General features: G+C 70.8%; 30 protein-coding genes. 12 read left to right on the top strand and 18 right to left on the bottom strand.

Annotated elements, in window-relative coordinates; all coding sequences use genetic code 11:
• Positions 1-5: 5 nt before the first annotated feature.
• The 5 genes from rlmB to RI578_RS21995 all read right to left on the bottom strand — a co-directional run bounded on the left by rlmB (position 6) and on the right by RI578_RS21995 (position 4,844).
• Complete coding sequence (gene rlmB / locus RI578_RS22015) at positions 6-947, bottom strand: 23S rRNA (guanosine(2251)-2'-O)-methyltransferase RlmB (RefSeq protein WP_310872660.1); 942 nt, start codon at positions 945-947, stop codon at positions 6-8.
• Between the two features lie 142 nt (positions 948-1,089).
• Positions 1,090-2,487, bottom strand: coding sequence for a cysteine--tRNA ligase (gene cysS / locus RI578_RS22010; protein WP_310872659.1), 1,398 nt, complete (start codon positions 2,485-2,487; stop codon positions 1,090-1,092).
• 288 nt (positions 2,488-2,775) lie between these two features.
• Positions 2,776-3,297, bottom strand: coding sequence for a 2-C-methyl-D-erythritol 2,4-cyclodiphosphate synthase (gene ispF / locus RI578_RS22005; protein ID WP_310872658.1), 522 nt, complete (start codon positions 3,295-3,297; stop codon positions 2,776-2,778).
• Positions 3,287-4,063, bottom strand: a complete 777-nt coding sequence (ispD, locus tag RI578_RS22000) for a 2-C-methyl-D-erythritol 4-phosphate cytidylyltransferase (RefSeq protein WP_310872657.1) — start codon at positions 4,061-4,063, stop codon at positions 3,287-3,289. The genes ispF and ispD overlap by 11 nt, the downstream gene beginning before the upstream one ends.
• A gap of 298 nt (positions 4,064-4,361) precedes the next feature.
• Positions 4,362-4,844, bottom strand: a complete 483-nt coding sequence (locus RI578_RS21995; RefSeq protein WP_003953493.1) for a CarD family transcriptional regulator — start codon at positions 4,842-4,844, stop codon at positions 4,362-4,364.
• Positions 4,845-5,512: 668 nt separating this feature from the next.
• Here RI578_RS21995 and RI578_RS21990 point away from each other — a divergent pair.
• Positions 5,513-6,250 (top strand): DUF461 domain-containing protein, encoded by a 738-nt coding sequence (locus RI578_RS21990; protein ID WP_310872656.1) that lies wholly within the window; start codon positions 5,513-5,515, stop codon positions 6,248-6,250.
• A gap of 96 nt (positions 6,251-6,346) precedes the next feature.
• Here RI578_RS21990 and RI578_RS21985 read toward each other — a convergent pair whose 3' ends face one another.
• Together RI578_RS21985 and RI578_RS21980 are read right to left on the bottom strand one after the other, a co-directional pair.
• Entirely contained in the window at positions 6,347-7,027 is a 681-nt protein-coding gene (locus RI578_RS21985; protein WP_310872655.1) for a response regulator transcription factor, read from the bottom strand.
• Entirely contained in the window at positions 7,024-8,295 is a 1,272-nt protein-coding gene (locus tag RI578_RS21980) for an ATP-binding protein (RefSeq protein WP_310872654.1), read from the bottom strand. The genes RI578_RS21985 and RI578_RS21980 overlap by 4 nt, the downstream gene beginning before the upstream one ends.
• Before the next feature lie 242 nt (positions 8,296-8,537).
• Here RI578_RS21980 and phoU point away from each other — a divergent pair, with 242 nt between their 5' ends.
• From phoU to RI578_RS21950, 6 genes are all read left to right on the top strand, one after another.
• The gene (phoU, locus tag RI578_RS21975) at positions 8,538-9,227 is read left to right on the top strand and encodes a phosphate signaling complex protein PhoU (RefSeq protein ID WP_310872653.1); all 690 of its coding nucleotides are present in this window, start codon (positions 8,538-8,540) and stop codon (positions 9,225-9,227) included.
• Positions 9,228-9,436: 209 nt separating this feature from the next.
• Positions 9,437-9,592, top strand: coding sequence for a hypothetical protein (locus RI578_RS21970; protein WP_193776344.1), 156 nt, complete (start codon positions 9,437-9,439; stop codon positions 9,590-9,592).
• Positions 9,593-9,680: 88 nt separating this feature from the next.
• On the top strand, positions 9,681-9,929 hold the full coding sequence (locus tag RI578_RS21965; RefSeq protein WP_310872652.1) for an SCO4226 family nickel-binding protein: 249 nt from the start codon (positions 9,681-9,683) through the stop codon (positions 9,927-9,929).
• A gap of 121 nt (positions 9,930-10,050) precedes the next feature.
• A complete protein-coding gene (locus RI578_RS21960) occupies positions 10,051-10,410 on the top strand; it encodes an SCO4225 family membrane protein (RefSeq protein ID WP_310872651.1) in 360 nt (119 codons plus the stop codon).
• A 77-nt stretch (positions 10,411-10,487) separates the two neighbouring features.
• Positions 10,488-11,513, top strand: coding sequence for a Bpu10I family restriction endonuclease (locus tag RI578_RS21955; RefSeq protein ID WP_310872650.1), 1,026 nt, complete (start codon positions 10,488-10,490; stop codon positions 11,511-11,513).
• Between the two features lie 11 nt (positions 11,514-11,524).
• Positions 11,525-12,760, top strand: coding sequence for a DNA methyltransferase (locus RI578_RS21950; RefSeq protein WP_310872649.1), 1,236 nt, complete (start codon positions 11,525-11,527; stop codon positions 12,758-12,760).
• Positions 12,761-12,819: 59 nt separating this feature from the next.
• On the opposite strand, the gene RI578_RS21945 is transcribed toward RI578_RS21950, so the two are convergent.
• Entirely contained in the window at positions 12,820-13,581 is a 762-nt protein-coding gene (locus RI578_RS21945; RefSeq protein WP_310872648.1) for a phosphoglyceromutase, read from the bottom strand.
• 166 nt (positions 13,582-13,747) lie between these two features.
• Between RI578_RS21945 and RI578_RS21940 the strand changes: the two genes are divergently transcribed.
• Entirely contained in the window at positions 13,748-15,166 is a 1,419-nt protein-coding gene (locus RI578_RS21940) for an MFS transporter (protein ID WP_310872647.1), read from the top strand.
• Positions 15,167-15,191: 25 nt separating this feature from the next.
• Here the strand turns inward: RI578_RS21940 and RI578_RS21935 are convergent, their stop codons facing one another.
• A complete protein-coding gene (locus RI578_RS21935) occupies positions 15,192-15,644 on the bottom strand; it encodes a DUF2000 domain-containing protein (protein ID WP_310872646.1) in 453 nt (150 codons plus the stop codon).
• A gap of 49 nt (positions 15,645-15,693) precedes the next feature.
• Here RI578_RS21935 and RI578_RS21930 point away from each other — a divergent pair, with 49 nt between their 5' ends.
• A complete protein-coding gene (locus RI578_RS21930) occupies positions 15,694-16,500 on the top strand; it encodes an AraC family transcriptional regulator (protein WP_310872645.1) in 807 nt (268 codons plus the stop codon).
• A 10-nt stretch (positions 16,501-16,510) separates the two neighbouring features.
• Here the strand turns inward: RI578_RS21930 and RI578_RS21925 are convergent, their stop codons facing one another.
• Positions 16,511-17,041, bottom strand: coding sequence for a YbjN domain-containing protein (locus RI578_RS21925; protein WP_310872644.1), 531 nt, complete (start codon positions 17,039-17,041; stop codon positions 16,511-16,513).
• Positions 17,034-18,407: a D-inositol-3-phosphate glycosyltransferase gene (mshA, locus tag RI578_RS21920; RefSeq protein WP_310872643.1), complete on the bottom strand. Its 1,374-nt coding sequence runs from the start codon at positions 18,405-18,407 to the stop codon at positions 17,034-17,036. The genes RI578_RS21925 and mshA overlap by 8 nt, the downstream gene beginning before the upstream one ends.
• Positions 18,408-18,596: 189 nt before the next feature.
• Between mshA and RI578_RS21915 the strand changes: the two genes are divergently transcribed.
• The 3 genes from RI578_RS21915 to RI578_RS21905 all read left to right on the top strand — a co-directional run bounded on the left by RI578_RS21915 (position 18,597) and on the right by RI578_RS21905 (position 22,440).
• The gene (locus RI578_RS21915) at positions 18,597-19,409 is read left to right on the top strand and encodes a class I SAM-dependent methyltransferase (protein ID WP_310872642.1); all 813 of its coding nucleotides are present in this window, start codon (positions 18,597-18,599) and stop codon (positions 19,407-19,409) included.
• Positions 19,410-19,611: 202 nt separating this feature from the next.
• The gene (locus RI578_RS21910; protein WP_310872641.1) at positions 19,612-20,754 is read left to right on the top strand and encodes an NlpC/P60 family protein; all 1,143 of its coding nucleotides are present in this window, start codon (positions 19,612-19,614) and stop codon (positions 20,752-20,754) included.
• Positions 20,755-21,024: 270 nt separating this feature from the next.
• A complete protein-coding gene (locus tag RI578_RS21905; protein WP_310872640.1) occupies positions 21,025-22,440 on the top strand; it encodes a fused response regulator/phosphatase in 1,416 nt (471 codons plus the stop codon).
• A gap of 145 nt (positions 22,441-22,585) precedes the next feature.
• Here RI578_RS21905 and RI578_RS21900 read toward each other — a convergent pair whose 3' ends face one another.
• The 7 genes from RI578_RS21900 to RI578_RS21870 all read right to left on the bottom strand — a co-directional run bounded on the left by RI578_RS21900 (position 22,586) and on the right by RI578_RS21870 (position 26,528).
• Positions 22,586-22,921, bottom strand: a complete 336-nt coding sequence (locus RI578_RS21900; protein ID WP_193776347.1) for a DUF2516 family protein — start codon at positions 22,919-22,921, stop codon at positions 22,586-22,588.
• Positions 22,922-23,038: 117 nt separating this feature from the next.
• Positions 23,039-23,650 (bottom strand): hypothetical protein, encoded by a 612-nt coding sequence (locus tag RI578_RS21895; protein ID WP_310872639.1) that lies wholly within the window; start codon positions 23,648-23,650, stop codon positions 23,039-23,041.
• A 76-nt stretch (positions 23,651-23,726) separates the two neighbouring features.
• Positions 23,727-24,212: a helix-turn-helix domain-containing protein gene (locus tag RI578_RS21890; protein ID WP_121747742.1), complete on the bottom strand. Its 486-nt coding sequence runs from the start codon at positions 24,210-24,212 to the stop codon at positions 23,727-23,729.
• A 119-nt stretch (positions 24,213-24,331) separates the two neighbouring features.
• Positions 24,332-24,700 carry an MmcQ/YjbR family DNA-binding protein gene (locus tag RI578_RS21885; protein WP_310872638.1) on the bottom strand — a complete coding sequence of 123 codons (369 nt, stop codon included), beginning with the start codon at positions 24,698-24,700 and terminating at the stop codon, positions 24,332-24,334.
• Complete coding sequence (locus RI578_RS21880; RefSeq protein ID WP_399060986.1) at positions 24,697-24,864, bottom strand: hypothetical protein; 168 nt, start codon at positions 24,862-24,864, stop codon at positions 24,697-24,699. Before RI578_RS21880 ends, RI578_RS21885 begins: the two co-directional genes overlap by 4 nt.
• Positions 24,865-24,985: 121 nt before the next feature.
• A complete protein-coding gene (locus RI578_RS21875; RefSeq protein WP_310872637.1) occupies positions 24,986-25,417 on the bottom strand; it encodes a MarR family winged helix-turn-helix transcriptional regulator in 432 nt (143 codons plus the stop codon).
• Positions 25,418-25,466: 49 nt separating this feature from the next.
• Positions 25,467-26,528, bottom strand: a complete 1,062-nt coding sequence (locus tag RI578_RS21870) for an alkene reductase (RefSeq protein ID WP_310872636.1) — start codon at positions 26,526-26,528, stop codon at positions 25,467-25,469.
• Between the last annotated feature and the right edge of the window lie 71 nt (positions 26,529-26,599).

The raw sequence follows: 26,599 nt of genomic DNA, 5'->3' as shown, positions 1-26,599 counted from the left end.
CGGCCTCACCTGCGCCGACGCGCCGCCTCGTACAGCACGATGCCCGCGGCGACACCGGCGTTCAGGGACTCGGCGCCACCGGGCATCGGGATCCGCACCCGGAAGTCGCACGTCTCGCCGACGAGCCGCGAGAGCCCCTTGCCCTCGCTGCCGACCACGATGACCACGGGGCCGTCGAGGGCCGCCAGCTCGCCGAGTTCGGCCTCGCCGTCGGCGGCGAGGCCCACCACCGTGATCCCGGCCTTCTGGTACGACTCCAGCGCGCGCGTGAGGTTGGTGGCGCGGGCGACCGGCGTACGGGCGGCCGTACCGGCGGACGTCTTCCAGGCGCCCGCCGTCATGCCGGCCGCGCGCCGCTCGGGCACGACGACGCCGTGGCCGCCGAAGGCGGTGACGGAGCGGACGATGGCACCGAGGTTGCGCGGGTCGGTCACGCCGTCGAGGGCGACGATCAGCGGGTCCGCGCCCTCATCGTGGGCGGCGGCGACCAGGTCCTCCGGGTGCGCGTACTCGTACGGCGGCACCTGGAGCACGAGCCCCTGGTGGTTCAGCCCGTTGGTCATCCGGTCCAGCTCGGGGCGCGGCGCCTCCATCAGGTTGATGCCGCCGCGCTCGGCCGCGAGCTGGAGCGCCTCGCGCACCCGCTCGTCGTTGTCGATGAACTGCTGGACGTAGAGCGTCGAGGCGGGCACACCGTCGCGCAGCGCCTCGTAGACGGGGTTGCGGCCGACGACCAGCTCGGACGTCGACCGTCCGCCCCCGCGCCGCTGCGGGGCGCGTCCCGTGGCGCGGCGCGCCTTGGCGTTGGCGACACGCTGCTTGACGTGCCCCTTGCGCATCTCGGCGGGAGGCGTCGGCCCCTTGCCTTCCAGGCCCCGGCGTCGCTTGCCGCCGCTGCCGACCTGCGCGCCCTTCTTGCCGGACATGCGGCGGTTGTTCGCGGCCATGAGTTACCTGTCTCCGCTCTCTACGGGAGTGTGCGTAATGCTTGCGTCTTATGCAGTGTGCCGCCCGGGAGGCCGGGCGGCACAATCGATCTACGGAACCCGCGCAGCCGACGGGCCCGGGCTTCGGTGAACCGGGCGGGGGTCAGCGGGAGCCGAGGCTCCAGCGGGGCCCCTGCGGGCCGTCCTCGATGACCAGTCCGGACTGACCGAGCTGGTCGCGGATGGCATCCGCGGTGGACCAGTCCTTGCGCGCCCGCGCGGCCTCGCGCTGGTCCAGGACGAGGCGTACGAGACTGTCGACGACGTGCCGCAGATCCTCGCCCTGCTCCTGCTCCCCGGCCCAGTGCGGGGCCAGCGGGTCGAGGCCGAGCACCCCGAGCATCGCACGGACCTCGGCGAGGCGGGCGACCGCGGCGTCCTTGTCGTCGGCGGCCAGCGCGCTGTTGCCCTGCCGGACGGTGGTGTGCACGATGGCCAGCGCCTGCGGCACGCCCAGGTCGTCGTCCATCGCCTCGGCGAAGGCGGGCGGCACCTCGGCGGCGGGCTCGACGGCCTGGCCGGCCAGCTCGGTGACCCGCTGCACGAAGCCCTCGATGCGCGCGTACGCCGACTCGGCCTCGCGCAGGGACTCCTCGCTGTACTCGATGGTGGAGCGGTAGTGCGGCGTGCCCAGGTAGTACCGGAGCACGACCGGCCGCCACGCCTTCACCATCTCGCTGACGAGCACGCTGTTGCCGAGCGACTTCGACATCTTCTCGCCGCTCATGGTGACCCAGGCGTTGTGCACCCAGTACCGCGCGAAGGCGTCGCCGAACCCCTTGGCCTGGGCGATCTCGTTCTCGTGGTGCGGGAAGATCAGGTCGATCCCGCCCCCGTGGATGTCGAACTCCTCGCCGAGGTACTTGTGCGCCATGGCGGAGCACTCCAGGTGCCACCCCGGACGCCCCCGCCCCCACGGCGCCTCCCAGCTCGGCTCCCCGGGCTTGGCCGCCTTCCACATGGCGAAGTCCCGCGGGTCCCGCTTGCCGGAGGCGCCCTCGTCGGGCTGCCGCAGGTCGTCCAGGTCCTGGTTGGACAGCGACAGGTATCCGGGCAGGGACCGTACGTCGAAGTAGACGTTGCCGTCCGCCTCGTAGGCGTGGCCGCGCTCGATGAGACCGCGCATCATCTCGACCATCTCGGTGATGTGCCCGGTGGCACGCGGCTCGTACGTCGGCGGCAGGCAGCCGAGCGCGTCGTAGGCGTCGTTGAACGCCCGCTCGTTCTCGTACCCGATGGACCACCAGGGGCGGTTCTGGTCCGCCGCCTTCCGGATGATCTTGTCGTCGATGTCGGTGACGTTGCGGATGAAGGTGACGTCGAAGCCGCGGTACGCGAACCAGCGGCGCATGATGTCGAAGTTCAGCCCCGACCGGATGTGCCCGATGTGCGGGGCGGCCTGCACGGTGGCACCGCACAGGTAGATCGAGACGCAGCCCGGCGTGAGGGGGGCGAAGTCACGGATCTGCCGGGCGCTGGTGTCGTACAGGCGAATAGTCACGACTCCAGGGTAGTAGGCGCCGGCCAGTGCCACGGGCGCACGTGCCCCGCTTGTTACGCCGCCTTACCCGACCGAGCCCGCGAGACAGGCCCGGCTTCTCGCCCGACCGAGCCGGTGAGGCAAGCCCGGCCTCTTGCCCGACCGAGTCGGGTGGTGGGTGGGCATAGGCCGGGGTCCAGGGGCGGAGCCCCTGGCGGGGCGCGGGGCGGAGTCCCGCACGGCACGCCCGACGCCGGCGCGACACACCCCCGGCCCAGGACACACCCCACCCCGCTCACCCCACCCCGCTCAACCCACCCGCACGACCAACGCCGTAGCCACCGCCATCAACCCTTCCCCCCGCCCGGGAAACCCCAGCCCGTCCGTCGTCGCCCCGGACACCGACACCGGCGCCCCCACCGCCTCCGACAACACCTTCTGCGCCTCGTCCCGCCGCTTGCCGATCTTCGGCCTCGGCCCGACCACCTGCACCGCGACGTTGCCGATCCGGAACCCCGCCGCCCGCACGATCCGCGCCGCCTCCGTCAGCAGCGTCACCCCGGACGCCCCGGACCACTCCGGCCGCCCGGTGCCGAAGTGCTGTCCGAGGTCCCCGACCCCCGCCGCGGAGAACAGCGCGTTGCACGCCGCGTGCGCGACGACGTCCGCGTCGGAGTGCCCGGCCAGCCCGGCCCCCTCGCCCTCCCACTTCAGCCCGGCGCACCACAGTTCACGCCCGTCCTCGAAGGCGTGGATGTCCGTACCGATGCCGACCTGGGGCAGCACGAGGATCCCCTCCGCGTCAGGACTGTCGGACCTGTCAGAACCCATCGTTCAGCCTCCTCCGCGCCAGCACGGCCTCCGCCAGCACCAGATCGAGCGGCCGCGTCACCTTGAACGCCTCCTCGTGCCCCGGCACCACCATCACCGTGAGCCCGAGCTGCTCGACCATGCTCGCGTCGTCGGTGACGTTGTCGGTCACCGTCTCGTGGGCGCGCACCAGCGTCTCCCGGTCGAACCCCTGCGGTGTCTGCACCGCGCGCAGCCGCGCCCGCTCCGGTGTCGCCACGACCGGTTCCGGCTCACCCGGCACGGCGGCGGGCTCGACCTGCTTGACCGTGTCGGCGAGCGGCAGCGCGGGCACCACGGCGGGCGCGCCGTCCCGTACGGCCTCGATCACCGCGTCCACCGTGTCGACCGGCACCAGCGGCCGGGCCGCGTCGTGCACGAGGACGGTGGCGTAGTCGGCCGGCAGCGCGTCCAGGCCGAGCCGTACGGACTCCTGCCGCGACTCGCCGCCCGGCACGACGAGGAAGTCCGTCCGCTCCGGCAGCGCGTGCGCGTCGAGCAGGCTCTTGACCTCGGCGGCTCCGTCGGGAGGCGCGACGACCACGACGAGCGAGACGCCGCGCGAGGCGGCCATCGCCCGGACCGCGTGGATGAGCATGGGCGTGCCGCCCAGCGCGCGGAGGGCTTTCGGGGCGCCCGGACCGAGCCGGACGCCCCGGCCGGCGGCCGGAATGACGGCCGCGGTTCGGGTGTTCGCACGGGTGGCGGGGGGCATCTCGGCGGGCGAGGGACGCGATTCGTCAGACATCGGTTCCTGTCAGGTTTGTGTGCTCGACCTAGTTGGGTATGGCCTCACCGTGCCGGGCGCGAAGCCTTGACCGGACCCTTCCGTGACCCCGGTCGAGCCAGCGACCCGGGCCCGGCACGCCAGCACCACGCCAGGCCGGGGGAAGTCCCCGGGGTGATCGTACGAGGACTCGATCCGGGTACGAACATGCCGCAGCGCCCGGCGACAGCATGAATGTCATCGGGCACCGCGGCATTTCAGTGCGCTGAACCGAGTGGGCAGCGGCCTGCGCCTCGCCTCAGAGGCTCAGGTCAGAGGCTCAGGAGGCGAGCACCTCGTCGAGCAGGGCCTCCGCCTTGTCCTCGTTGGTGTTCTCCGCAAGAGCCAGCTCGCTCACCAGGATCTGGCGGGCCTTGGCGAGCATGCGCTTCTCACCGGCGGAGAGTCCGCGCTCGCGCTCACGACGCCACAGATCGCGTACGACTTCCGCGACCTTGATGACGTCGCCGGAGGCGAGCTTCTCCAGGTTTGCCTTGTAACGACGCGACCAGTTCGTGGGCTCCTCGGCGTACGGCGCGCGCAGCACCTCGAAGACCCGGTCCAGCCCGTCCTGACCAACCACATCACGCACGCCGACGAACTCCGCATTGTCCGCTGGCACACGTACCGTCAGGTCACCCTGGGCGACCTTCAGCACCAAGTAGGTCTTGTCCACGCCTTTGATCTGGCGAGTTTCGATAGCCTCGATCAGCGCGGCCCCGTGATGGGGATAGACCACGGTGTCGCCAACCTTGAACGTCATGTGACAGGTACCCCTTCCGTGGCTATCCAGGGTAACACGGATACGGCGTCTTCTGAATGGCGTTTTCGCAGGTCAGGGCATATCTCGGGGCTTGACAACAGCAACAGGAACGTGCTGCGACGGGCGAGCGGAAGAAAGTATTCGCAGGTCGGAGCAGCTCTTCAGGTCGCACGAAACGCGCACGTCACACACATCCGGAGGCCCTCCCACCTGCCCGAAGATACCCAAATGTCCGGTTCCAGGCGTGCGACTTCCGCTACTCCGTTCGGTGACCGGGGCGGGCTTCCGGACGAATCCGGAATTGATCACGAGGTGCCCCGGCCGACCCTCCGATGATCAATTTCCTGGCCGTCCGCGCATTCCTCCACGGAAAATTCGCGCGCCGATCGACGACCGGTATGACAGCCGGCTTCTTATGTGAATGACGGACGAGTACGAGCCACAAAGCGACGCGGGAACCGGCCTCGGAACGAGCGCGCCGCGCACCCCGTCCACGCACCCCCTCCGCGCGCCGGTCCTACCGCCTGCCGGGCGAAGCCGGGCGTCTTGGGGGAGGGTCGGGTGCGGCGGCCCGGGAACGGCTCGGTAGCCTGAAGCCGCTGACAGACACTTAGGGCGGCTTTATCCGTTGCCGCCACCTCGCTCGAGTCCAGGGAGTTGCCGCCGCCGTGAGCAGCAGCCTTCGACGCGGTGCCCTCGCCGCCGCCGCCATCGCGTTCTCGATCGCCTCGCTCGCCGCGTGCGGTGCCGGTCACAACGCCCAGTCGCTGGAGATCAAGCCGGACAACGCTGCGACGACCGTGGGTGACATCCAGATCCAGAACGCGATCGTCATCACGCAGCCCGACCTGGAGTCGACCGGCCCGGCCGTGGTCTCCGCCACCCTGTTCAACAACGGCAGGTCCGACCAGAAGCTCGAGTCCATCACCGTGGCCGGCACCGGCAAGTCCGCCGAGCTGAAGCCCGCCGAGGGCGAGAAGGGCGGCAACGGCGGCCTGACCGTCCCGGCCGGCGGTTCCCTGATCCTGGGTGGCGAGGGCAACGCCTCCGCCGTCCTGCCCAGCAGCCGCGAGGCCATCCAGGACGGCAACGCGCAGGAGATCACCTTCACCTTCAGCAAGACCGGCGAGGTGAGCCTGCGCGCCTTCGTCGTCCCCGCCGAGAGGTACTTCTCCGAGTGGGGCCCGAGCGACGTCCCGGCGGCCCCCGGCGCGTCGGCGAAGCCGTCGCGGGAGACCTCCGGCGAGCCGTCCGACGGCCAGACCTCCGGCGCCCCGACCGACGGTACGACGGACCCCGCGACCGGCGAGTCCGCCGACGCCGGGGACGGCACCGAGGCCGGGACCGGCGCCGGCACGGCGACGGACGGCACCTCGCAGGGGACCGGCACCGACGCCGGTCACTGAGCACCGTAACGACGAAGGGCGGGACCTCTCCGGGAGGTCCCGCCCTTCGTCGTACCGCTTGCCGTCGAGGGCGCCGGCGACGCGCGCCCGGGCGCTCTACGGCTCGAACTTGTAGCCGAGCCCGCGCACCGTCACCAGGTAGCGCGGCGCGCCCGGGTCGGGCTCGATCTTGGCGCGCAGCCGCTTGACGTGGACGTCGAGGGTCTTGGTGTCACCGACGTAGTCGGCACCCCAGACCCGGTCGATCAGCTGCATGCGGGTCAGCACGCGGCCGGCGTTGCGCAGCAGCATCTCCAGCAGGTCGAACTCCTTCAGCGGCAGGTCGACCTTGGTGCCGCCGACGGTCACGACGTGCCGGTCGACGTCCATGCGGACGGGGCCGGCCTCCAGCGCGGCGGGGGTGACCTCCTCCGGCTCGCCGCGGCGCCGCAGTACGGCGCGGATGCGGGCGACCAGCTCGCGGGAGGAGAAGGGCTTGGTGACGTAGTCGTCGGCCCCTATCTCCAGCCCGACGACCTTGTCGATCTCGCTGTCCTTGGCGGTCACCATGATCACGGGGACGTTGGAGCGGCCGCGCAGCTGGCGGCAGACCTCGGTGCCCGGCAGGCCGGGCAGCATCAGGTCGAGAAGCACGAGGTCGGCGCCGTTGCGCTCGAACTCGTCGAGTCCGTCGGGGCCGGTGGTCGCCACGGCGACCTCGAAACCCTCCTTGCGGAGCATGTACGACAGGACGTCGGAGAAGGACTCCTCGTCCTCGACGACGAGCACACGGGTCACGGAAGGACCTCCGGGGCGGGAAGCGTTTCGTACGGGGAAGTATGGGGGGATGAGGGGGACCGCTCGGTCTCGGCGTTGAGTCCGGCGCGGTCGGGGCGCCGCTGTGCGCGGGCGCGGGCGGGGCCCGACTCCGGCAGTCGCAGCGTAAAGGTGGAGCCCTGGCCTTCGGCACTCCACACCGTGACCTCCCCGCCGTGCGAGGCGGCCACGTGCTTGACGATCGCGAGACCCAGGCCGGTGCCTCCGGTGGCCCGTGAGCGGGCCGGGTCGACGCGGTAGAAGCGCTCGAACACGCGCTCCTTGTCCTTCTCCGAGATGCCGATGCCCTGGTCGGTCACGGCGATCTCGATCTGATCGCCGCCGGGGGCGTTGACGCGGCGGGCGGCTATGCCGACGCGGGTGCGGGCGGGCGAGTAGTTGACGGCGTTCTCGACGAGGTTGCCGAGGGCGGCGGCGAGCTGGCCGCGGTTGCCGCGTACGTGCAGATCCGCCGTTCCTCCGGCGGCCATGGTGATCTGCTTGGTGCCGGCCGCGTGCCGGCAGCGGTCGATGGCCTCGGCGACCAGCTCGTCCACCCGGACGGGCTCGGCGTCGTCGAGGGGGTCGTCGTTCTGGACCCGGGACAGGTCGATGAGTTCCTGCACCAGGTTGGTCAGGCGGGTCGCCTCGATCTGCATGCGCCCGGCGAACCGCTCCACGGCCTCCGGATCGTCCGAGGCGTCCATGACGGCCTCGGACAGCAGCGAGAGCGCGCCCACCGGCGTCTTCAGCTCATGGCTCACATTGGCGACGAAGTCGCGGCGTACGGCCTCGATGCGGCGGGCCTCGGTGAGGTCCTCGACCAGCAGCAGCACCAGCCGCGACCCGAGGGGCGCCACGCGTGCGGACACGGCGAGGGCCTCCCCCCGCCCGTTCCCCCGCCTCGGCAGATCCAGCTCGACCTGCCGTATCTCCCCGTCCCGCCGGGTGTCCCGGGCCATCTGCAGCATGGGCTCGACGGCGAGCTTGCCGCCCCGGACCAGGCCGAGGGCGTACGCCGCCGAGCTGGCCTTGACCACCGCGTCGGCCTCGTCGAGGACGACCGCGGAGGAGCGGAGTACCGACAGGACGGTGTCCACGCCGGGCGGCAGCACGGGGTCCGTGTGGAGCGAGGTGCGCGTGGGGCGCTTCTGCTCGCGCTCGCTCCAGCGGAACGCCAGCATGGCGATGACACCGGTGAGTACTCCGGCGATCGCTGCCGCTGCGGCGACCGCCGCGTTCACGTCCATGCATCCAGGTTAGGCATGCCGAACGGCCCCGCCCCAGCCATCGGACTGCGACCTCGAACACTCGTCGCCCAGAGTTCACCTTGGAGCCAGGGATGGTTCATTTGTGGTGCCGGAAACGGACGCGTACAGGCCGGAACGTGTAAGCGTGGGGGCACGGCACGGGGTGCGAGCCGGCAACGAGCCAGTGCAAGCGGGTGCGGGCCGGTGCGAGCCCCATAAACGGACGTACGAGAGGGAACCTGATGCGGGACGCGTACCACGAGGAACTTGATTCGATCGGCGACAGCCTGGTGGAGATGGCCCGGCTGGTCGGGTCGGCGATCGGGCGCGCCACGACCGCGATCCTCGACTCCGACCTGAAGCTGGCCGAGAACGTGATCGAGGGCGACCAGAAGGTCGACGAGCTCCACCACGAGCTGGAGGCCCGCGCGATAGCCCTGCTGGCCCGGCAGCAGCCGGTGGCGACGGACCTGCGCATCGTCGTCACCTCGCTGCGGATGTCGGCCGACCTGGAGCGCTCGGGCGACCTGGCCCAGCACGTGGCCAAGCTGGCCCGGCTGCGCTACCCGGAGCGCGCGGTCCCGAGCGACCTGCACGCGACCATCCTGGAGATGGGCCAGCTCGCGCAGCGCCTGATGGCGAAGGCGGCCGAGGTGATCATCACCAAGGACGTCGACCTCGCCCTCCAGCTGGAGCAGGACGACGACGCGATGGACCTCCTGCACCGCACCCTCTTCCAGCACCTGATGGACGACCGCTGGAAGCACGGCATCGAGACGGCCGTCGACGTCACCCTCCTCGGCCGCTACTACGAGCGCTACGCCGACCACGCCGTCTCGGTCGCCAAGCGCGTGGTCTACCTGGTCACCGGCGAGCACGTGGGCGACCTCCAGGCGGACATCCAGCCGACGACACAGGTCGACGAGGCCTGACGGGGCCCGGCGGGGCCTTGCGGGGCCCCGTCAGGACCCGACGCGGACCTGGGCGGGGCCCGCCGCGGACCTGGCGGGGCCCGACGCGGGCCTCGGCGGGAGCGCCCGGCGTGGGGCGGGGGGCGCGCACGATCGCCCCAGTGCGCCGTTGATGCGACGGCCACTGGGGGCGTGCAATGGGCCCAGGCACCAGCCTCTAGGAGGAACCCATGGCCGATTCCCCCAGCACCAAGCCCGCCCCCACCCAGGAACGCCGGACCGAGCAGCCCCCCGAGCCCCGCAGCCTGCCCCTGATCGCCGCGTGCGGCTGCGGATCGGGCTGCGGCTGCGGCTGCCAGTCGGGAAATCCGTGCCAGTGCGGCTGACGCACCGGCAGTACCACGGCGGCCGGGTTCGCCCCGGCCGCCGTACGGGCGCACCCTGGAGGTAAGACCCTGAAGGGGGTGCCAAGCCATGGCTCACTTCATGGACGTGCACCACGGTATGCACGGCATCACAGCGGACCAGCTCGACAAGGCCCACCAGGCGGACCTCGCCATCGAGAAGGACGAGGACGTCCACTTCGAACACGCATGGGCGGACCCGGCCTCCGGCACCGTCTACTGCCTCTCCGAAGCCCCATCGGCCGACGCCGTCCAACGCGTCCACGAACGCGCGGGCCACAAGGCCGACGAGATCCACGAGGTCCCACTGACGGTATAACCCTTACCTCTCCCCTCCCGGGTACCGCATCCTCCGACTTGAGTACGGGTACTCAGGCCCGGGCCCCCGCCCCCGTCCGACCCTGGAACACAGGACGACGACCAAGGGGAGACGACACCCGATGAAGACCAGCCGGACCAGCCCGATACGCACCCTCGCCCGCCGTACCTTCGCCAACCGCGCCTCGGCGGTCTACCTCGCCCTGGTCGGCGGCGCGATGGCCGTCGCCGCGCTGGAACCCCTCTTCGCGAACAACCCGGACGCGTCCCTCATCTGGGTCTGGCCGGCCCTGTTCACCTTCCCGGCCTTCGGCTTCGTCGCCTGGCTCGGCGAGGCCGGCTGGGGCGGCGACGCACCCACCTGGTTCTTCACCGGCGGCATCGTGCTCGCGGCCCTGCTCCAGTCACTGGCACTGGGCACGACCTGGGACGCCCTGCGGGGACGCCGGGAGCGCCGGGGGCGCTTGACGACGGCGAGCTGACGCGGGGGTGTCGGCGGATCGGCCAGGCTGCGACGGGCTCTGACCGAACCTCCCGCAGCTGCCGCTAGGCTCCCCGCATGAGCAGCGACGGAGCCCTCTTCGCGTCCATCGAACCGTCAGAAGCAGCGCCGGCGAAGCCCGTCGAGGCTGAGCCGTTGGCCGACGCCAGTGCCGAGGCACCTGAGCGAGTGCGGCCAACGCCGCACAAGTCGAAGCTGGTTGAGCTGCTCAAGAACCCGAAGCTTCCCGAGGACGACAGGTTCGCGGTCGAGGAATCGATAGAGCGGTACAAGTCATGGATCGGCGACATGGCGAGTATCGACGCCACCGGCAACGAACTCGTGCGGCGCCTGGTTGACCTGACCAACGACTACAAGAAGAGCGTGGAACTCGATCTGATCTGGGACAGCGGAGAGGATTTCCTGTTCCGGCAACGGGGGCAGCTGAAGATCGACAACTCCATCATTGAAGAGTTCTTGCCATGGCTGATCGATCCTCGGGTGATTCCCGCCTTGGCCGATCAGGAGCTGTTCGCCGGGCCGGCCGGAGCTTTCGCTGCCGCCTACTTCTCCAGTTCTCTCACGGCCCCGGCCAGTGACATCTCCATGGAGGTCAGGAAGAAGGACCAGGACTTCACACTGAGCAGGCGCGCCTATTTGAAGGCATCGTTCAAGTCGGACTTTCCCGCTGGAGCCACCTCCAGCATGGATGTATGGCTGGCCTACGTGGCCGCCGAGTGCAAAACCAATCTGGACAAAACGATGTTCCAGGAGGCGAGCGCAACCTCTCACGACCTCAAGGTGGCAGTACCAGCCGCTCGCTATTACTTGATCTGCGAGTACCTCGACATGACGCCGATCAGTACTGCTGGTACAGACATCGACGAAGTGTTGATCCTGCGCGGTAAGAGGCTGGGCTCCCACAAGCGGAAAGCGTACTCGTCAGCCGCAAACAGGAAGCGACTCAGGTCGGAATATGTCGATTACATCGAGGCCAATCCGATCAGGTATGATGTCGTGCAGCGATTCGTCGACCATCTGAAATCCCTGTTCGAGGCAAAAGACCCGAACGAAGAAGATGTCGTCACCAAGGGATATTTCTAGAAAGCAGGAGAATGGACGTCGAGGAGACCTTTGACGCGGTCCGGAGGCGTGAATTCGACCGCAGCTTCATCGGGCAGGCCGATCTCGACGTGCTCGTGCGGGAGCGGCGCAGCGCGCTCCCCTGGCGCGGCCAGTTCACTCCGGGCCTGGTGAGCAAGCTCCTCGACGCCTACTATCCCGGCTCCGGAATGGTCGTCGATCCGTTCCTGGGCAGTGGCACGACTGTCCTGGAATGCATTCGGAAGGGTATCCCGTCTGCCGGTGTCGAAATCAATCCCGCAGCGTTGGAGCTGTCCGGCATCCTGGAGATCGCGTCACTTCCTCACGATCAGCGACTACGGATCGTGCAGGAAGCCTCGTCGTACCTGGACAAGGTAGACGACGCAGGGCAGGACACACTCTTCGGCAGCTCGGCAGGCATCGAAGACGTCGTTGCATATCTGCTTGATGGCCATCGCGGTGCCGTCGACAAGAACATCGAGCGCATCTTTTCCACCACCCTCCTGCTGAGCATGGGGGACAAGAAGGAAGCAGACGCGAAGAAGGTCAAGAAATCCTGGAACCAGGTGCGAGACCTGATCATGGATTTCCCTTCCGCCTCGGTCCCCTCCCAGGTAATCGCCGGCGACGCCCGCAGGATCCCCCTCGGTGACGGGTGCGCAGGCCTCGTAGTCACCTCCCCTCCGTACATCAACGTGTTCAACTACCACCAGAACTATCGTCCTGCGGTGGAAAACATCGGCTGGAATGTCCTGCCTGCCGCCAGAACCGAAATCGGGTCCAACCGTAAGAATCGCCAGAACCGATTCCTGACAGTCATCCAGTACTGCGTCGACATGATGCAGGCGCTCTGCGAGATGGAGCGGTTGGTTTTCGAGGCAGGGAACGTCGTCCTGGTCGTGGGCCGCGAGTCCAGGGTGCGTGGCGTCGCGTTCTCCAACTCCGAAATCGTGGCCGCCCTGGCTGAAGGGCTTCCCAACCTGCGGTTCGCGCGGTGGCAGGAGCGAAAATTCACCAACAGGTTCGGCGCTGTGATCTACGAGGACGTTCTGTCTTTCGAGGTGGACAAAACATCCACCGTCCCTGCCAGAGCCAAGTTGGATGAATTCTCTCGTGAGGTAGCACGCCACGTATTGACGGAGGCGCTGGAGCAATCGACGGATGACGTTCGGAAGGACTTGCAGAGCGCCGTCGAGAGCGTAACGAAAGTCGAAGCTTCGCCAGAATTGAGCCTGCTGAAGGTCTGAGAACACTTGAGCCCCCGCACCGCGAAGCAACCGCGGTACGGGGGCTCAGCGCTGTGGGCCTACTTCTTCTTGCCCTGGTTCTTCACGGCCTCGATCGCTGCCGCGGCCGCGTCCGGGTCCAGGTACGTGCCGCCCGGGTTCAGGGGCTTGAACTCGGCGTCCAGTTCGTAGGAGAGCGGGATGCCGGTCGGGATGTTCAGGCCCGCGATGTCGGCGTCGGAGATGCCGTCCAGGTGCTTGACCAGGGCGCGGAGCGAGTTGCCGTGGGCGGCGACCAGGACCGTGCGGCCGGTGAGGAGGTCGGGGACGATCGCGTCGAACCAGTACGGGAGCATGCGGACGACGACGTCCTTCAGGCACTCCGTCCGGGGGCGCAACTCCGGCGGCAGGGTCGCGTAGCGGGCGTCGTCGAACTGGGAGTACTCGGCGTCGCGGTCCAGCGCGGGCGGCGGGGTGTCGTAGGAGCGGCGCCACAGCATGAACTGCTCCTCGCCGAACTCGGCGAGGGTCTGGGCCTTGTCCTTGCCCTGGAGGGCGCCGTAGTGGCGCTCGTTGAGGCGCCAGTGGCGGTGGACGGGGATCCAGTGGCGGTCGGCGGCCTCCAGCGCGAGCTGGGCCGTGCGGATCGCGCGCTTCTGGACGGACGTGTGGACCACGTCGGGCAGCAGGCCGGCGTCCTTGAGCAGCTCGCCGCCGCGCGTCGCCTCCTTCTCGCCCTTCGGAGTGAGGTTGACGTCCACCCAGCCGGTGAACAGGTTCTTCTCGTTCCACTCGCTCTCGCCGTGGCGGAGGAGGATCAGCTTGTACGGTGCGTCGGCCATGGCTCCGAGCGTAATCGAACCCCTTGATGCCCCGCGCGGTGCGCCCGGTGGGCGGACGGTTGACGAGAAGTGTTAATTGGCTGGTCTCCCGCGGTCCCGCGCTCGTAAGTTGTGCTCGCCGTCAGAGGTGCTTACAACCAGCCGCTTGTCGTTCACGGGGGTCTCCATGTCAGTCGCCGGAGTGAGACGTGCCGTGCGCGAGTCCGTCTCCGGGCTCCCTCGCGAGTTCTGGTGGCTGTGGACCAGCACCCTGGTCAACCGGCTCGGTGCCTTCGTCGCCACCTTCATGGCGCTGTACCTGACCATCGACCGCGGGTACTCCGCCTCGTACGCCGGACTGGTGGCCGCTCTGCACGGGCTCGGCGGGGTCGTGTCCTCGCTCGGGGCCGGGGTGATGACCGACCGGCTCGGGCGGCGGCCCACGCTGCTGGTGGCGCAGGTCTCCACCGCGCTGTCCGTCGCGCTGCTCGGCTTCGTGCGGGAACCGGTCGCCATCGCGGCCGTCGCCTTCCTGGTCGGCATGGCGAGCAACGCCTCCCGGCCGGCCGTGCAGGCGATGATGGCGGACATCGTGCGGCCCGAGGACCGTATCCGGGCGTTCTCGCTCAACTACTGGGCCATCAACCTCGGCTTCGCGATCTCCTCCATGGCGGCCGGGTTCATCGCCGAGGTCAGCTACCTCGCCGGGTTCCTGATCGAGGCGGGCATGACCATGGCGTGCGCAGTCCTGATCTTCGTCAAGCTGCCCGAGTCCCGGCCGGAGCGGACGCCCGGGAAGGGCGGGGCCGCCGACGTCTCCGCGGCGAGCGAGCCCGCCGTCTCCCTCGGAACCGTCCTGCGCGACGGGCGCTACATGAGCGTCGTCGGGCTGTCCTTCCTCATCGCCCTGATCTTCCAGCAGGCCTACGTGGGGCTGCCGGTGGCCATGGGCGAGGCGGGGTTCACGCCGGCCGACTTCGGCATGGCGATCGCCGTCAACGGCGTCCTGATCGTCGTACTGCAGATTCCCGTCACCCGGTTCATCGAGCACCGGGATCCGCGGCTGCTGCTCGTCCTGTCGTCCCTGCTGGCCGGGTACGGCTTCGGGCTCACCGCCTTCGCCGGGTCGGTCGGTGTCTTCGCCCTCACCGTGTGCGTGTGGACGCTGGCCGAGATCGTCAACGCGCCGACCCAGACCGGGCTCGTCGTCCGCCTCTCCCCCGTGCACGGGCGCGGGCGCTACCAGGGCATGTACACCATGTCCTGGGCGGTCGCCGCCCTCGTCGCCCCGCTGATGTCCGGTTTCGTCATCGACCACTGGGGCGCCGAGTGGCTGTGGGGCGTCTGCGCGGTCGTCGGCACGGTGGCGGCGGCGGGGTACTGGGCGCTCATGCGGGGGCTGCCCGAGGAGGAGACGTTCACCTCCGGAGCCCCGAAGGACGCCGGCTCCCCGAAGGACGCCGGCTCCCCGGAGGGCGCCGGCTCCCCGGAGGGCGCTGGACCCCTGGAGGACGCCGGAACCCCCAAGACCACCGGTCCGCCCGGGGCCTCCCAGGCCCCCGCGCCCGCGCCCGCGCCCGCCGAGCCCGAGGTCAGCACGGCCTGACGGCCGCCTTCGGGCGCCCGCATGCTCACGGGTGCATCCGCGCCCCCTTCAGCACCTTGTCCACCGCGTTCTTCGGGCCGTACACCGCGAGGCCGACCAGGTCCAGTCCGGCCGTGGGCACGGCCCGTACCGCCGCCCGGTTGTCGCGGTCGTTGCCCGTGGTGAAGAGGTCGGACGTGAAGAGTGCCCGGGGCAGGGAACGGGAGAGCACGCGCGCGTGGGCGTTCGTCAGCGTCTCCTTGGTGCCCTCGAAGACCAGTACCGGCTGGCGGAACATCGGCAGGTAACCGACCGCGTCGGCGTCCTCGTACGGCTCCCCGACCACCTCGGGGAACTGCGCGCCCAGGCCGCTGACCAGGAAGGCGGTGACGTTCAGGCGCTGCCAGGTCTCCAGGTCCTCGCGGAGCAGGACGGCGATCTTGGTGTCGAAGCGGACGGGGGCGTCGGAGGGCGCGGGGACCGCGTCGTGCGTGCTCATACGGTGAGACTGCCGGTCGGCGTGCGGCCGGGTCTTGTACGTTTTTTGCATGGCCGACCAGGACCGGCGGACCGTCTCCGCCTGGCGACCCCTCGTCCCGGGCGTCGTCGAGGTCTTCCACGCCCACTTCACCGAGTACGCCTACCCGATGCACGTCCACGACGCGTGGACGCTGCTCATCGTCGACGACGGGGCCGTACGGTACGACCTGGACCGGCACGAGCACGGCACCCCGCACGACACGGTGTCGCTGCTGCCGCCGCACGTGCCGCACAACGGCTCCCCCGCCACCCCGGACGGCTTCCGCAAGCGCGTCCTGTACCTGGACGCCTCCCGGCTGGGGGACGAACTGATCGGGCCGGCCGTCGACGGACCCGACCTGCGTGATCCCGTGCTGCGGCGGCGGGTCGGGCAGCTGCACTCCGCGCTCGCCCTGCCCGGTGACGAGCTGGAGGCGGAGAGCCGGCTGACGCTGATCGGCGAGCGGCTGCACGAGCATCTGCTGCCCCGGGGAGAGGGAAGCCCGGTGCGCCGACGGGACCCCGTCCTCGCCCGCCGGCTGCGTGAGCTGCTCGACGAGCGGGTCGTCCGGGGGATCGGCCTGGAGGAGGCGGCCGCGCAGGTGGCCGCTCATCCGGCCCACCTGGTACGGGCGTTCAGCGGCGCCTACGGCATCGCGCCGCACCAGTACCTGATGTCCCGGCGGGTCGACCGGGCCCGGCGGCTGCTGCTCGCGGGGAGCGGCCCGGCCGACGTGGCCGCCGCGACCGGGTTCTACGACCAGGCCCATCTGACCCGGCACTTCAAGCGGCTGGTGGGGATCACGCCGGGGCGCTACCGCACCAGCGGGCACTGAGCGCGCGGGCTCAGTCCTCGGTGCGCTCGGTGCGCTCGGTGCGCTCGGTGCGCTCGATCAGGTGCTGGAACGCCTCCAGGTTCCGCGTCGACTCCCCGCGCGAGGTCCGCCACTCGTGCTCCTTGCGGATGGCGGACGCGAAGCCCAGCTCCAGCAGGGTGTTGAAGGCGCCGTCGGCGGCTTCCAGGACCTGGCCGAGGAGGCGGTCGATCTCGTCGGGGGTGACGGTGGCGAGGGGGAGTTTCGCGGTGACGTAGATGTCGCCGAGGCGGTCGACGGCGTAACCGACGCCGTAGAGCTTGAGGTTGCGTTCCAGGAGCCAGCGGTGGACGGCGGGTTCGTTCTCGTCGGGGTGGCGGATGACGAACGCGTTGAGGGAGAGGGAGTGCCGGCCGAGGAGGAGGGAGACGGTCGTCGACAGCTTGCGGGTCCCCGGGAGCTTCACGACGTAGTTGCCGGGCTCGGGGCTCTCCCACTCCAGCTCGGCGTCCTTCAGGGCGTCCTCGACGACCTGTGCTGCCTTCTGTGCTGCCTCAGCCATGGTGGGAGCGTACGCGACGGCGGTGGGAGTGGATCGCGGCCGTGTAGGCGTCGGCCGTCGCGGCGGCGGCGCTGTCCCAGCCGAAGGACTGGGCGTGCCGGGCGGCGGCGTCGCCCATCCGGGGCGTCAGCTCCGGGTTGTCGGCGAAATCGCGCAGCACGCGCGCGTACGCGGCGGGATCGTGGCCCTCGACGAGGCGGCCGGTGTGCCCGTCGCGCACGGCGACCGGGAGGCCGCCGACCGCGGCGGCGAGCACCGGCGTACCGGCCGCCTGGGCCTCTATGGCGACCAGGCCGAAGGACTCGCTGTAGGACGGCATCACCAGCACGGACGCGGCCCGGAACCAGTCGGCGAGCTGCTCCTGCCCGACGGGCGGGCGGAACCGTACGACGTCGGCGATGCCGAGCCGCGCGGCGAGTTTCTGCAACCCCTCCGGCTTGGCGAGGCCGCTGCCGCTGGGGCCGCCGACGACGGGGACGACGATGCGGGAGCGCAGGTCCGGGCGTTCGTCGAGGAGTACGGCCACGGCGCGCAGCAGTACGTCGGGCGCCTTCAGCGGCTGTATGCGGCCGGCGAAGAGCGGGATCAGCGCGTCCTGCGGCAGGCCGAGGCGGGCGCGGGCGGCGGCACGGGCGGACGTGACGTCCCCGGGGCCCGGGTCCGAGCCCTTGGGGAAGGGGCGGAAGCGTTCGAGGTTCACGCCGGGGTGGACGACGGCGACCTTGGCGGGGTCGGCGGCGTAGTGCCGGACCAGCTCGTCGGCCTCCTCGGCGGTGTTGGCGATCAGGCGGTCGGAGGCGGCGACGATCTGCGTCTCGCCGATGACGCGGGCGGCCGGTTCGGGGGTGTCGCCGTCGGCCAGGTTGGCGTTCTTGACCTTGGCCATGGTGTGCATGGCGTGCACCAGGGGGGCGCCCCAGCGCTGGGCGGCGAGCCAGCCGACGTGGCCGGAGAGCCAGTAGTGGGAGTGGACCAGGTCGTAGTAGCCGGGGCGGTGGCCCGCCCAGGCCTGCATGACGCCGTGCGTGAAGGCGCACAGCTGGGCCGGCAGCTCTTCCTTGGCCAGGCCCTCGTACGGTCCGGCGTCGACGTGGCGGACGAGGACGCCCGGGGCCAGTTCGACGGTGGGCGGGAGCGCGGCGGTGGTCGCGCGCGTGAAGATCTCGACCTCGATGTTGATCGCGGCGAGGCGCTGCGCGAGCTCGACGATGTAGACGTTCATGCCGCCGGCGTCGCCGGTGCCGGGCTGGTGGAGCGGCGAGGTGTGCACGGAGAGCATGGCGACGCGGCGGGGCCTGCGCAGCAGCCGGAGCCGCGGGGAGGCCGCCGGTGAACGACGCCCGAGCCTGCTGACGTACTGGCTCACGAGCCGTCCTCCTCGCTGCGGGCATGCCGGTCGGAGGACACGCGCCGCCCTCCAAGGGGTGCAAACACCGGATGGCGGTGCTCCATTTCCGGTTTCCCGACCTTTGCCGAATCATTACCGCTGATCGCTCAACCGTTCGAGCTCTGGTTGCGTCAAAGAGAGCAGGCCGAGCCGCATACCCTCGTACGCATGCCCTCCCGCGCCACCCCCCGCCCTGTGGGCACCGTCACGCGCGGGACGACGAATCCGAACCGGCTGCGCCGCATGGACCGCTGGATCGCGGCCACCCACGGTGCCGAGCTGCGCCGCGCCGCCGATCCCGTCGCCGTCGACCTCGGCTACGGCGCGGCCCCCTGGACGGCCGTCGAGCTGCTGCACCGCCTGCGCACGGTCGCCCCGCACGCGCGCGTGGTGGGCGTCGAGATCGACCCGGCGCGGGTGGCGGCGGCCGAGCGGTACGCGCGCGCGGGGCTCGCCTTCCGGCACGGCGGCTTCGAGGTCCCCGTCCACCGGCCCCCGCTGCTGATCCGCGCGGCGAACGTGCTGCGCCAGTACGACGAGGACGAGGTGGCCGCCGTCTGGCAGCGGCTGTGCGCGCGGCTCGCGCCGGCGTCGGGGCACTCCCGCGGCGGGCTCCTGGTCGAGGGGACCTGCGACGAGATCGGGCGCCGGCACGTGTGGGTGGCGCTCGGCCCCGAGGGGCCGCGCACGGTCACCTTCGCGACCCGGCTGGGCTCCCTGGACCGCCCCTCCGACCTGGCGGAACGGCTGCCGAAGGCGCTGATCCACCGCAACGTCCCCGGTGAGCCCGTGCACGCCTTCCTGCGCGACTTCGACCGCGCCTGGGCCGCCGCCGCGCCCTACGCCTCCTACGGCGCCCGCCAGCGCTGGATGCGGACCGTGCGGGACCTGACGGCCGACTGGCCGGTGACGGACGGGCCGGTGCGGTGGCGGCAGGGCGAAGTGACGGTGCGGTGGGGGGCGTTGGCGCCCCGCGCGTGAACTCGCGGGCACGGGCGGGGCCGCGGGTGTGCCGGGAACGATCTCGGTGCGGCGTTCGTCACACAGCGGGGGAATCGCCGTACCGCGCGGCAGAAGGGGGGAAGCAGGAGGGAAGCACGACCTCTGTCGCTTTCCACGCCGGCATGGCACGATCCCCCAGGCGACCTATGTTACTGACGGTTAATCAGTTTGGGGGCGAGGTATGCGTACGGGGAAGCATGGCTTGATGACCGCTGCCGTGACCGTGGTCTGCGCGGTCACCGTGCTCGCGGCACCGGGCACGGCGTTCGCGGATCCCGGGCCCACACCCTCGCCCGGCACCCCGAGCGCCGCACCGTCCCCGGCCGCCACACCCGGCAAGGACCTGGAAGCCGTACGCGAGAAGCTCGACAAGCTCTACCGCGCGGCGGCCTCCGCCACGGACGAGTACAACGCCGCCGAGGAGAAGGCGGACAAGCAGTCCGCCGAGATCGTCGAACTGGCCAAGAAGATCGTCAAGGGCCAGGAGAAGCTCGACGGGCTGAAGGACCGCGCGGGCGCCGCGGCCCGCTCCCAGTACCGCACCGGCGGCCTGCCCGACGAGGCCAAGCTGCTCCTGAGCGACGACCCCGAGGACTTCCTCGACGGCACCGGCCGGGTCAACCAGGGCCAGCGTGCGACCAAGGGCCTGCTCGGCGAGATGACGCGCACCCAGGAGGACCTGAAGGCCTACGCGGCGGACGCCTCCGCCCAGTTCAAGAAGCTGGAGGCGAACCGCAAGGCCAAGGCCACCGCCCAGAAGAAGATCGAGAAGCAGATCGCGGCGGCCGAGAAGCTGGAGTCCGAGCTGGAGAAGGAGGAGAAGGAGCGCCTCGCCCGGCTGGAGCGGGAGGCCCAGGCCAAGGCCCAGACCGCCTGGCTCGACTCCGGCATCCTCAAGGACCTCGACACCGAGGCGACCGAGCGGGGCAGGAAGGCCGTCGAGTACGCCACCGCCCAGATCGGGAAGCCGTACCAGTGGGGCGCCGAGGGCCCGAAGGCCTACGACTGCTCCGGTCTGACCTCACAGGCCTGGGTGGCGGCGGGGCAGTCGATACCGCGCACCTCGCAGCAGCAGTGGAAGCAGCTCGAGCGCGTCGACATCAAGGACATGCGCCCCGGCGATCTGATCATCTACTTCGACGACGCCAGCCACGTCGGCATGTACGTCGGCGACGGCTCCGTCGTGCACGCCCCGCGGCCGGGGCGCTCGATCACGATCGCGGGGGCGGGCACGATGCCGATCCTCGGCGTCGTACGTCCGGACACGGGCGCGGACGCGGGAACGGGCACGGGCGCGGGCACGGGCGCGACACCCCAGGAGTGACGCGGGCCACGCCCCTCGCGCCGGGCCGTGAAACGGGCCACGTGACCCAGTCCACGCCCGGCGCCCCACCCCGCGTGACGTTCGTCATCCCCGGCCCCCGGTCGACGTGTCCAACTGCGGTACGGAACGCGGCATATGACAGTGGCCGAGGGCCGACCGGCGTGTTCTGGACCATTCCGCAGCGGCACCGTCACCCGCTATGGTCCCCGTCGGTGGGTCGAGGTCCCTCGCCCCGCCATGCCCTCGGAGGGAGGGAAGGAAACCAAGACGATGCCCGTACCCGTACCGCGGCAGAGGGCGATCCCGGCCGCGGAGTGTGGTCAGGCGCCCGCCGTGTCCCCGGACAGCGGCCCTTCCAAGGAACAGGCCCCGCCCGGGACGAACCCGGCCGAAAACCCCACCACTCGGCGAGAGAACCCCACGGAGAAGCGCGAGAAGACCACGAACGAGACCACGGACCAGCACGGGAGCACCGCCCCCACCAACCTGACGCTGCTGCTGATCGAGGACGATCCGGGCGGCTCGCCGATCGTGCCCGACCTGCTCGACCAGTCCGGCAAGCCGATCCGCGTGCGCACGGCCCGCAACCTCACCGAGGCAGAGCGGCTGCTGACCGACGACGTCCAGTGCATCCTGCTGGACCTCGCCCTGTCGGCGCCCGCCCCGGCCCGCGCGAGCGCCGACGGCAACGGTGACGGTGACGGGAGCGGTGACGACGAGCTGGCCGTGCTCAGGCACGTGCTGGAGCTCGCGCCCCGGCACGCCGTGCTCGCGCTGACCTCCTCCAGCGACGCCGAGCGCGGCGCGGAGGCCGTGGCGGTCGGCGCCCAGGACTACCTGTTCCGCGACGAGCTCGACGGCCGGCTGCTGAGCCGGGCGATCCGCTACGCCGTCGAGCGCAAGCGGTCCGACTCGGCGGAGCGGCGCCTGGCCGAGGGCCGGCTGCGCGCCCAGGAGAACCGCCGCCTGGAACGCGGCCTGCTGCCGACCCCGCTGCTGGCCGGCTCCTCGCTGCGCTTCGCCGCCCGCTACCGCCCGGGCCGCTCGCGTGCCCTGCTCGGCGGCGACTTCTACGACGTCGTCCGCACCCCGGACGGCACCGTGCACGCCATGATCGGCGACGTCTGCGGGCACGGCCCGGACGAGGCGGCGCTCGGCGTGGAGCTGCGGATCGCCTGGCGCGCGCTGACCCTGGCCGGTCTCTGCGGCGACGAGCTGCTCGGCACGCTCCAGCAGGTGCTGGAGCACGAGCGCTCGGACGACGAGATCTTCGCGACCCTGTGCGCCGTGGACATAGCCCCGGACGGCCGCCGCGCCGGCCTGTGCCTGGCCGGGCACCCGTCACCCCTGGTTGCCGGTCCGGGCACGCCCGCGCGGCTGCTTCCCTACGACAACAACGGCCCGGCGCTGGGGCTGCTGCCGGGCGCCCGCTGGCCGCGGACGCAGGTGGAACTGGGTGCCGAGTGGAGCCTGATGCTCTACACCGACGGCCTGATCGAGGGCCACGTCGGCGAGGGCCGGGAGCGGCTCGGCCAGGACGGCATGGTGGAGATGGTCCGCCGTCAGTTCGCCGAGGGGTTGCAGGGTGAGCAGTTGCTGCGGGCGACCGTCAACGAGGTCCGCGAGCTGAACGGCGGCGAACTGGCGGACGACGTGGCAGTGGTCCTGCTGGACCGGACGGCCTGAGCGGGGCGGACGCGACGCGACGCCCGCGGTGCGGATTGAGCGCCGTACGTACGCATCGCCGTACGGATGACCGTCGTACCCCGCCCGCCGGTCCGCTGTGGCTGGTCGCGCAGTTCCCCGCGCCCCTTAAGGAGCGCGGGGCGCTTCAGCGTCCGCCGTTGTACGGGCCGTAGGGGCCGTCGCTGCTGGAGCCGCGGCGGCTGCTGCGGCCGCCGCCCGGCAGGCCGCGCAGCGCGGGGCGTACGTCGACCATGTACACGATCGTCGCGATGAGCCCGATGATCGGCAGGAACGACAGGATGTTGAAGATCAGGTTCACCACGAAGGCGATCCCGAGGATGATCAGCCAGAACGGCTTGGTCTTCTTGTCCGCCGCGCGGTAGGCGTCCTCACGGCGCACGGCGGCGTCGACCAACGCGAAGCCGCTGAAAAGGATCAGGGCGATGCTCAGCAGCCACATGAAGCCTGCGAACCCCTGCATCAGCACAACGTCCACCACCAGACTCGGATCGTCTCTACGCGGTCACCGTACCCGGAGAACGGGCCGGACACCCCAAGGGTGCCCGGCCCGTACCGCACCCGCGGTACCCGTCGCCGGTTACTTGGCGGGCGGCGTCGTCTTCTTCGCGGTGCCGTTGGTGCTCTTCTTGGCCGGGGCCTTGCGCGGGGCGGGGGCCTTCTTCGCCGCGGCGGCCTTGTCCTCCGTGACCTCGACCGGCTCGGACTTGGCGGGCTTGGCCGGCTCGACGGCCACGGCGAACTCCTCCACCTCCTCGGCGATGTCCTCGATGCCGTCGGCGGCCTGGCCGCGCCAGGTGCGGACCGCGTGCTCGCCGCGCTCGGCGACCTTCTCGTAGGTCTCCCGGGCCTTGACGGCGTACTCGGCGGCGACGCCGACCGAGCGCAGCGCGAGGTCCTGGGCGCTCTCGCCGAGCTTCTTGAGGTCGGTGTCGAGGGAGCCGAGGAGCTCGTTGGCCTTGGCCTGGAGGGTCCCCTGGGTCTCCTTGACGCGGGCCGTCGCCTTCTCCTGGACGGCCTTCGGGTCGGTGTTGCGCACGGCCTCGATACGGGACGGCGCCTCGGCGCGCAGCTGCTCCACCAGCACCGGCACCTTCTTGGCCTGCTGGAAGGCCAGGTCGGCGGTGCCCGCGGCGAAGTAGAGCGGGGTGGGGTCGCTGAAGGTCTTGCGCAGGTCGTCGGTGATGGCCATGGTGATGGTCCTCCGGTATTGCGTTCGGCTGAGGGTTTTGTGGTGGTCCCGCGCCCGGCCGGCTACTCGCTCCCGCTCATCCGGCCGTCTGCTGCGGGCCGGCGTCACTGCCGCCGGTCGTACGGGGGCCGAGGCCCGGTATGGAGGCCCCGCCTTCGGCGGCGTCGCCCGCCGTCGCGTCCTGAGCCGGCACCTCGTCGTCGGCGTCGGTGCCGAATCCGTTCTCCTTGCGGAAGGACTCGTAGATCTGGAGCAGCACCTGCTTCTGCCGCTCGTTCAGCGAGGGATCGGCGAGGATGACCGCACGCGTCTCCACGTCGTCCCGGTCGCGCTCCGCGTCGAGGATCCCCGCGCGCACGTACAGCGTCTCGGCGGAGATCCGCAGCGCCTTGGCGACCTGCTGGAGCACCTCCGCGCTCGGCTTGCGCAGCCCGCGCTCGATCTGGCTCAGGTAGGGATTGGACACGCCCGCGGCATCGGCGAGCTGCCGCAGCGACAGCTGCGCGTTGCGCCGCTGCTCGCGCAGGTACTCACCGAGATTGCCGACGTTGAGCGATGCCATGCCTCCACGATGCACCACACCGCTAACTATTGCAAGCATGCGCTTGCAATAGTGTGCCTCCGCGTGTCGCACCGGTTCGAAGACCAGGTCGCCGCCGCTCGCGGGGAAGCCCGCGGCGCTCATCGAGTACCGGGGCGGTCGCCTCGCGGCAGTCCTTCGACGACCAGGTCATAGGAGTGCTCGACCGCGTCAGTGACCAGTCGCTCGGTGACGCCGGGGCCGGGCCCGAGCGAGATCCAATGCCGTTTGTCGAGGTAGCGGCCCTGCGTGATCGTGGCGTAGCCGCGTTCTTGCGCCCGGGCGTGCTCGGGTTCGCACTTGACCGTGATGATCTGTTCGTCCGGGTCGTCGGTGACGATCAGGAACACCTTGCCCGCGACCTTGTACACGTCGAGTGCGGGGGTGAAGGGGCGACCGTGGCTGACACCGGACAGGGCGAGCGCCACCTGGCGGGCGGTGTCCTGGAGCCGGTCGCCGGCCGCGCTCACCGGGCCGCCCGCGTGCCGGTTCCGCAGGTGTGCGGGGCTACCGGCCGGTCGGCCTCGGGCAGGCGGGCGACGACGAGTCGGTAGGAGTCGGCGACGAGTTCCCTGACGAGCGCCTTGTCGATGCCTTCCCAGCCCTCCACCGTGATCCGGTGCTTCTTTCTCATGGGGGTGCCTTCCTCGGATGGTGACGGGACTGCGGATTCGGCAGTCGCGGCGTGCGGCCGCGGGGGCCCGTCCCATCGTCCCCCTGAAGCCGGCGATGGTCCGCCCGGTCGAACCGGCGTGTCAGCCGGGTTCTTCCAGCGGCAGCGGACGGTTGGCGATCACCTCGGTGATCGCGTAGGCGGTCTCTACGAAGGCTGCCGCCTGCTGCTCGGTCAGGTTGCCGGCGGAGATCTCCTCCAGGCTCTGCCACAGGGCGGCGATGGGTTCGCGCATGGCGCGGCCCTTGTCGGTGAGGTGGACCACCATCACGCGCCGGTCGTGCTGGGCCGGTTCGCGCACCAGCAGGCCCGCCTCCTGCATGCGGCGCAGGGACTTGGAGACGGTGGAGTGGTCCAGGCCGACGGCGTCGAGGAGTTCGGACTGGGTCTGGCCCTCGCGGTCCAGCAGCTGCATCAGCAGCAGTTCCTGGCCGGGGTGCAGGTCCATCTTGCGCAGCAGGGCGCCGGCGTGGGCTCGGTGGGCGCGCGCGAGCTGGAAGATCGCGTAGCTCATCGGCCCGCCTGCGGCAGTCGTGGGAATGTCAGGCATGGTCTCCGCTTGTTCAGCCGGTGTACGTGGGGTAGTCGGTGTAGCCGACCGCTCCGCCACCGTAGAAGGTCGCCGGGTCGGGGGTGTTCAACTCCGCCCCGACGCGCAGCCGCTCGACCAGGTCCGGGTTGGCCAGCGCGAGCGCGCCGACGGAGACCAGGTCGGCCGTGCCGTTCTCGACGTCCTTGGCCCGGGCGGGGATGTCGGCACCGCTCCGGTTGAGCATCAGCGTGCCCGGCCACTGCGCGCGCAGCGTGTCGAGCAGGGCCTCGTCGCCGACGTGCATCAGGTGCAGGTAGGCCAGGCCGAGCGGGCGCAGCGCCTCCACGAGCGCCGGGTACAGCTCGTGGGTGTCGGACTCAGAGATGTCGTTGTAGGGGTTGCCGGGAGAGACGCGGATGCCCGTGCGCTCGGGGCCGATCTCGTCGGCCACCGCGGCGGCGACCTCGACGGCGAAGCGGATGCGGTTCTGGACGGAGCCGCCGTATTCGTCGGTGCGCTGGTTGGTGTTGTCGGCCAGGAATTGGTGCACCAGGTAGCCGTTGGCGCCGTGGATCTCCACACCGTCCGCGCCCGCCGCCACGGCGGCCGCGGCGGCCCGGCGGAAATCCTCGACGGTCGCGGCGACCTCCCGCGTCGACAGGGCACGGGGCTCGGGCATCTCCTGCGGGCCGGACGCGGTGAACATCACGCCCGCCGGGCGGATCGCGGACGGTGCGACCGGCCGGCGCCCGTGCGGGGTGTTGTCCGGGTGGGAGATCCGGCCGACGTGCATCAGCTGGATGACGACCCGGCTGCCGGCCGCGTGCACGGCGTCGGTGACCTTGCGCCACCCGGCGATCTGGGCCTCGTCATAGATGCCGGGGGTGAGCAGGTAGCCCTGGCCGTCGGCCGACGGCTGGGTTCCCTCCGTGATGATCAGCGCGTTGGAGGCACGCTGGGCGTAGTACTCGGCGTTCAGCTCGGTCGGCACACCTTCCACCGTGGAGCGGTCTCGGGTCATGGGGGCCATGACCAGGCGATGGGGCAGGGACATGGAGCCGAGGGTGGTCGGCGTCCACAGGGATTCCAGCACGAGAGGTCCTTCGGTACGGCGGTGGCCGGGCGGCCACCGCATCAGGAGGTGGAGCAGAGGGGGTGGGGGCA

The organism is Streptomyces sp. BB1-1-1, assembly GCF_031597775.1.
In the GTDB taxonomy this organism is placed as follows: domain Bacteria; phylum Actinomycetota; class Actinomycetes; order Streptomycetales; family Streptomycetaceae; genus Streptomyces; species Streptomyces thinghirensis.
Note: the sequence above shows the minus strand (reverse complement) of the source record. Positions and strands in the feature narration are given on the sequence as shown.

Coding starts and splice junctions, on each gene's coding strand:
- ispD (WP_310872657.1), bottom strand. CDS start 4,063: ATGTCTGACGAATCGCGTCCCTCGCCCGCCGAGATGCCCCCCGCCACC.
- RI578_RS21900 (WP_193776347.1), bottom strand. CDS start 22,921: ATGCAGGGGTTCGCAGGCTTCATGTGGCTGCTGAGCATCGCCCTGATC.
- rlmB (WP_310872660.1), bottom strand. CDS start 947: ATGGCCGCGAACAACCGCCGCATGTCCGGCAAGAAGGGCGCGCAGGTC.
- RI578_RS21945 (WP_310872648.1), bottom strand. CDS start 13,581: ATGGCCGACGCACCGTACAAGCTGATCCTCCTCCGCCACGGCGAGAGC.
- RI578_RS21965 (WP_310872652.1), top strand. CDS start 9,681: ATGGCTCACTTCATGGACGTGCACCACGGTATGCACGGCATCACAGCG.
- RI578_RS21890 (WP_121747742.1), bottom strand. CDS start 24,212: ATGGCATCGCTCAACGTCGGCAATCTCGGTGAGTACCTGCGCGAGCAG.
- RI578_RS21880 (WP_399060986.1), bottom strand. CDS start 24,864: ATGAGAAAGAAGCACCGGATCACGGTGGAGGGCTGGGAAGGCATCGAC.
- RI578_RS21995 (WP_003953493.1), bottom strand. CDS start 4,844: ATGACGTTCAAGGTTGGCGACACCGTGGTCTATCCCCATCACGGGGCC.
- RI578_RS21935 (WP_310872646.1), bottom strand. CDS start 15,644: ATGAGCACGCACGACGCGGTCCCCGCGCCCTCCGACGCCCCCGTCCGC.
- RI578_RS21960 (WP_310872651.1), top strand. CDS start 10,051: ATGAAGACCAGCCGGACCAGCCCGATACGCACCCTCGCCCGCCGTACC.
- RI578_RS21925 (WP_310872644.1), bottom strand. CDS start 17,041: ATGGCTGAGGCAGCACAGAAGGCAGCACAGGTCGTCGAGGACGCCCTG.
- RI578_RS21915 (WP_310872642.1), top strand. CDS start 18,597: ATGCCCTCCCGCGCCACCCCCCGCCCTGTGGGCACCGTCACGCGCGGG.
- RI578_RS21980 (WP_310872654.1), bottom strand. CDS start 8,295: ATGGACGTGAACGCGGCGGTCGCCGCAGCGGCAGCGATCGCCGGAGTA.
- RI578_RS21955 (WP_310872650.1), top strand. CDS start 10,488: ATGAGCAGCGACGGAGCCCTCTTCGCGTCCATCGAACCGTCAGAAGCA.
- RI578_RS21910 (WP_310872641.1), top strand. CDS start 19,612: ATGCGTACGGGGAAGCATGGCTTGATGACCGCTGCCGTGACCGTGGTC.
- RI578_RS21950 (WP_310872649.1), top strand. CDS start 11,525: ATGGACGTCGAGGAGACCTTTGACGCGGTCCGGAGGCGTGAATTCGAC.
- phoU (WP_310872653.1), top strand. CDS start 8,538: ATGCGGGACGCGTACCACGAGGAACTTGATTCGATCGGCGACAGCCTG.
- RI578_RS21940 (WP_310872647.1), top strand. CDS start 13,748: ATGTCAGTCGCCGGAGTGAGACGTGCCGTGCGCGAGTCCGTCTCCGGG.
- RI578_RS21970 (WP_193776344.1), top strand. CDS start 9,437: ATGGCCGATTCCCCCAGCACCAAGCCCGCCCCCACCCAGGAACGCCGG.
- RI578_RS21875 (WP_310872637.1), bottom strand. CDS start 25,417: ATGAGCTACGCGATCTTCCAGCTCGCGCGCGCCCACCGAGCCCACGCC.
- RI578_RS21905 (WP_310872640.1), top strand. CDS start 21,025: ATGCCCGTACCCGTACCGCGGCAGAGGGCGATCCCGGCCGCGGAGTGT.
- RI578_RS21930 (WP_310872645.1), top strand. CDS start 15,694: ATGGCCGACCAGGACCGGCGGACCGTCTCCGCCTGGCGACCCCTCGTC.
- RI578_RS21895 (WP_310872639.1), bottom strand. CDS start 23,650: ATGGCCATCACCGACGACCTGCGCAAGACCTTCAGCGACCCCACCCCG.
- ispF (WP_310872658.1), bottom strand. CDS start 3,297: ATGGGTTCTGACAGGTCCGACAGTCCTGACGCGGAGGGGATCCTCGTG.